General features: G+C 62.3%; 5 protein-coding genes. 3 read left to right on the forward strand and 2 right to left on the reverse strand.

Annotated elements, in window-relative coordinates; translation table 11 throughout:
• Together purF and AHiyo1_RS28070 are read right to left on the reverse strand one after the other, a co-directional pair.
• On the reverse strand, positions 1–1,144 hold a 1,144-nt coding region (purF, locus tag AHiyo1_RS21405; protein WP_059389933.1), incomplete at its 3' end, for an amidophosphoribosyltransferase.
• A 62-nt stretch (positions 1,145–1,206) separates the two neighbouring features.
• Positions 1,207–1,341: a hypothetical protein gene (locus tag AHiyo1_RS28070; protein WP_340639363.1), complete on the reverse strand. Its 135-nt coding sequence runs from the start codon at positions 1,339–1,341 to the stop codon at positions 1,207–1,209.
• 384 nt (positions 1,342–1,725) lie between these two features.
• Here AHiyo1_RS28070 and AHiyo1_RS21415 point away from each other — a divergent pair, with 384 nt between their 5' ends.
• The 3 genes from AHiyo1_RS21415 to AHiyo1_RS28400 all read left to right on the forward strand — a co-directional run.
• On the forward strand, positions 1,726–3,060 hold the full coding sequence (locus tag AHiyo1_RS21415) for an amino acid permease (protein WP_253257530.1): 1,335 nt from the start codon (positions 1,726–1,728) through the stop codon (positions 3,058–3,060).
• Between the two features lie 5 nt (positions 3,061–3,065).
• Entirely contained in the window at positions 3,066–3,269 is a 204-nt protein-coding gene (locus AHiyo1_RS27520) for a hypothetical protein (RefSeq protein WP_253257531.1), read from the forward strand.
• Positions 3,270–3,438: 169 nt separating this feature from the next.
• Positions 3,439–3,559 (forward strand): GntR family transcriptional regulator (locus AHiyo1_RS28400; protein ID WP_445286249.1); only part of this gene is annotated, 121 nt, incomplete at its 3' end.

Consider the following 3,559-nt stretch of genomic DNA (forward strand, 5'->3'; position numbering starts at 1 on the left):
GGGTGTTGCCGCGGACGATCGAGTCATCCACTACCACCACGCGCTTGCCGCGGATCACGGATTCGAGGGCGTTGAGCTTGAGCCGGATGCCGAGCTGGCGCAGGGTCTGCGAGGGCTGGATGAACGTGCGGCCCACGTAGGAGTTCTTGACGAAGCCGTGCGCGAACGGGATGCCGGATTCTTCGGCGTAACCGACCGCTGCCGGGGTTCCGGATTCGGGGACCGGGATGACGATGTCCGCTACCTGGGTGTTTTCGCGGGCCAGCTGGCGGCCCATCTCCACGCGGGACTCGTACACGGAGCGCCCGGCAATCGACGCGTCGGGGCGCGCAAGGTAGACGTACTCGAAAACGCAACCGGCCGGCGTCGCTTCTGCGAAACGCTGGGAACGGACGCCGTTTTCGTCAATGGCGATGAACTCGCCAGGCTCGATCTCGCGGATGAAGCTGGCCCCGACGGTTGCCAAGGCGGACTGTTCCGACGCGACGACCCAGCCGCGCTCGAGGCGGCCAAGGCACAAGGGGCGGATGCCGAAGGTATCGCGGGCCGCGTAGAGGGTGCCTTCGTCCATGAACACGAAGCAGAAGCCGCCCCGGATCTTGGGAAGCAGCTCAAGCGCGGTCTGTTCGAGGGTCTTGCCCTCTTCGCCTTCGAGGAGGGCAGTGACCAGGGCGGTGTCCGAGGTGTTGCCCTGCTTCATTTCGCCGGTCAACTGACCGCCGTTGAGTTCGAGGATCATTTCCCGGAGCTCAGCCGTGTTGGTCAGGTTGCCGTTGTGCGCGAGGGCAACGGTGCCGGTGGCGGTTGCGCCCAGGGTGGGCTGTGCGTTGGCCCAGTGGCTTGCTCCGGTGGTGGAGTAGCGGCAGTGGCCGACGGCAAGGTGCCCGGTGAGGGTGTTCAGGGTTGTCTCGTCGAAGACCTGGGACACGAGGCCCATGTCCTTGTAGACATTGATGCGCTTGCCGTCACTGGTAGCAATACCAGCCGATTCTTGTCCGCGGTGCTGCAACGCATACAGCCCGTAATAGGTGAGTTTTGCTACTTCTTCGCCCGGCGCCCAGACCCCGAAGACGCCACAAGCGTCCTGAGGTCCTTTTTCGTCGGGGAGAAGATCATGAGAAAGTTTTCCGTCGCCACGTGCCACTGGTCAATTGTCGCATGATGTTGGCGTGGTACTTTCCCTCACGCGACATTGTGACCGGGATCCTATGCCCCGGCGTCGTCCTCTGTGGGGCTGGGCACGGACTCGACGACGGCACGCTGGGAACGCCGCACGCTGACTTTGTCGAGGACGAGGGCCGCGACGGCGCCCAGCAGCACGCCGCCCGCGGCGAAGGACACAAGGAAAAACCGAAGACCGCCCCCGTGTCGAAACTTTGGTCGCCGGGGATCCCGTAGGCAACGAACGCGGCAACAATGATGCCGAGCACCCCGCCCAGTCCCATGAAGGGAACGAACTTCGGCGCACGGCGGACCGTGATCCCGCGGCGTTCCGGAGTGCCGTTGTCTGCCGCGGCGTTGCGTGCCGGGCTGTTGTGTGACGTGCTGTTTTGCGATGTGCCGTCGGCGTTCGCGCCCTCAGAAACCATGCCTTCCAGCTTACCGTTCCGAAGAGGTTGGTTTGTGGTCTGAAGTCAGACCATTGACAGATTGATGTGAAGTGGGTCACTATCGATGCGAGCGGTGTCGGCCCGTTCCCCCCTTCCGTTTAGAAAGAGAATAATCATGAGTGATCGTTCTACGGCAGCGAAGGTGCAGGCTGTGCAAGACGCAGATGCTGCGGCCCTCGCCGAGCTTGGCTACAAGCAAGAGTTACATCGCGGCATGTCCGGCTTCTCCAACTTCGCAGTCTCGTTTTCCATCATTTCGATTTTGGCTGGCTGCATTACCTCCTTCAGCATTGCGCTCAAGTCCGGCGGTCCGGCTGCCATCAACCTGGGTTGGCCGCTGGTTGGCGTTCTGGTCCTGTGCGTGGCGCTCTCCATGGCCGAGGTTTGTTCGCGGTACCCGACCGCCGGTGGCTTGTATTTCTGGGCCGGCAGGCTCGCCAAACGCAACAAGCGGGCCTGGGCCTGGTATGTCGGGTGGTTCAATTTCCTCGGTGAAGTGGCCGTCACGGCCGCAATCGACTTCGGCTGCGCCACAACAATGATGGCTTTCGCGGCGCTGACTTTCGGCGTTGAGCCCACCCCGGGCGGTACGTTCGCGCTGTTCGTCGTCCTCATGGTTATCCACGCCCTGCTCAACAGTTTCGGCGTCAAGATTGTCAGTTTCCTGTCCAATGTCTCGGCCTGGTGGCACATCGTGGGTGTTGCGATCATTGTGGCGGCGCTGTGGCTCATGCCCACGAGCCACCAGTCCTTTGACTGGACGATGACCGCGTGGCACAACGAAACCGGCTTCACTTTCGGGCCGTACGTCTTCCTCATGGGCCTGCTCATGTCGCAGTACACCTACACCGGCTACGATGCTTCGGCCCACGTTGCCGAGGAGACCAAGAACGCAGCCATTGCGGCTCCCAAGGGGATTGTCATGAGCGTCGTCATCTCCATCATTGGTGGCTGGATACTGCTCTACTCACTCGTCGCGGCGATCCCGGACGGCTCAGAGGAAGGCCTGACCACTCTTGGCGCTACGGCAACAGGCTTGCCCCCGGCGCAGATTTTCCTGGATGCATTGGGCAACCCCGGCGTAGCGAAATTCCTGCTGGCCATCGTGGTGGGCGCACAATTCTTCTGTGGCATGGCCTCAGTGACCGCCAACTCACGCATGACCTACGCTTTCTCCCGCGACAATGCACTGCCAGGCTCCCGCATCTGGGCCAAAGTCAACGCCCGGAGCGGCACCCCCACAAATTCCATCTGGCTCTGCGTTGGCTGCGCGATCGTGCTCGCCTCACCAGCCCTGTTCAACACCACCGCGTATTTTGCCGTGACGAGCGTGGCCGTCATTGGCTCTACATCGCGTACATCACCCCCGTGTTGCTCCGCAGGCTCAACAAGAACTTCGTACCGGGCCCGTGGCACCTGGGGAAATGGAGTCCCGTCATCAACTGGGTAGCGATTGTGTGGGTCGCCATCATCGTGATCCTCTTCGTTCTTCCGCCCGTCGCAGACATCACCATCGACACGTTCAACTACGCGCCGATCGCCGTCGTCGTCGTGTTCCTCCTTGCCACCGTGCTTTGGTACACCACGGGGCGCCGGACATTCATGACGAGTGCCGAACAGGAGCACCTGACGATCGACGCCGATAAGCTGCTCAACTAGCAACACACGCGGGCCGCCGGCGATTCTCCGCCGGTGGCCTCCCACCAAGGAAGGCCACCATGTTGTTCGCCGAACCGATTGAATCCCCCCTCCTGGAGACGGTCTTGCTTCCCGTGCGCGGACACATGGCGTTCGAGTCATGCGTTGAGCACTTGGATCGGCAATCCAGTTGGGGATCTTCAAAACCGGTGAGCGCCTCCCGCCCGAGCGCGACTTGGCCGAGCGCATGCAGGTCTCCCGGGCCACGCTGCGGGAAGCGATCAGCGCGTTGCGAGCCGCGGGCTTCGTCA

This window comes from Arthrobacter sp. Hiyo1, from assembly GCF_001263615.2.
In the GTDB taxonomy this organism is placed as follows: domain Bacteria; phylum Actinomycetota; class Actinomycetes; order Actinomycetales; family Micrococcaceae; genus Arthrobacter.